Below are 1,048 nucleotides of genomic sequence, written 5' to 3'. Positions count from 1 at the left end.
CTCGTGACTGCGTGCCTTTTGAAGAATGAGCCTGCGAGTTTGCGGTGTGTTGCGAGGTTAACCCGTGTGGGGAAGCCGTAGCGAAAGCGAGTCCGAATAGGGCGTTTCAGTAGCACGCTCAAGACCCGAAGCGGAGTGATCTAGCCATGGGCAGGTTGAAGCGGAGGTAAGACTTCGTGGAGGACCGAACCCACCAGGGTTGAAAACCTGGGGGATGACCTGTGGTTAGGGGTGAAAGGCCAATCAAACTCCGTGATAGCTGGTTCTCCCCGAAATGCATTTAGGTGCAGCGTCGTGTGTTTCTTGCCGGAGGTAGAGCACTGGATAGGCGATGGGCCCTACCGGGTTACTGACCTTAGCCAAACTCCGAATGCCGGTAAGTGAGAGCACGGCAGTGAGACTGTGGGGGATAAGCTCCATGGTCGAGAGGGAAACAGCCCAGAGCATCGACTAAGGCCCCTAAGCGTACGCTAAGTGGGAAAGGATGTGGAGTCGCAGAGACAACCAGGAGGTTGGCTTAGAAGCAGCCACCCTTGAAAGAGTGCGTAATAGCTCACTGGTCAAGTGATTCCGCGCCGACAATGTAGCGGGGCTCAAGCGTACCGCCGAAGTCGTGTCATTGCAGCGTATAGCCCCAACGGGTGTTGTGATGGGTAGGGGAGCGTCGTGTGCCGGGTGAAGCAGCCGCGGAAGCGAGTTGTGGACGGTTCACGAGTGAGAATGCAGGCATGAGTAGCGATACACACGTGAGAAACGTGTGCGCCGATTGACTAAGGGTTCCTGGGTCAAGCTGATCTGCCCAGGGTAAGTCGGGACCTAAGGCGAGGCCGACAGGCGTAGTCGATGGACAACCGGTTGATATTCCGGTACCCGCTTTGAAACGCCCAATATCGAGCCCATTAATGCTAAGGCCGTGAAGCCGCCCTGGAGCCTTCGGGCAAAGGGGAGTGGTGGAGCCGCTGACCCAAGGTGGTAGTAGGTAAGCGATGGGGTGACGCAGGAAGGTAGTCCAGCCCGGGCGGTGGTTGTCCCGGGGTAAGGGTGTAGG

General features: G+C 57.5%; 1 rRNA gene. It reads left to right on the top strand.

The annotated features are described in order from the left end of the window. A 23S ribosomal RNA gene (locus ACGF1Z_RS35590) occupies positions 1–1,048 on the top strand; the annotation flags it as partial.

It is taken from the genome of Streptomyces sp. NPDC048018, assembly GCF_043202995.1.
Taxonomy (GTDB): domain Bacteria; phylum Actinomycetota; class Actinomycetes; order Streptomycetales; family Streptomycetaceae; genus Streptomyces.
The sequence above is the reverse complement of the archived record's forward strand: the minus strand, read 5'-3'. Positions and strand labels throughout refer to the sequence as shown.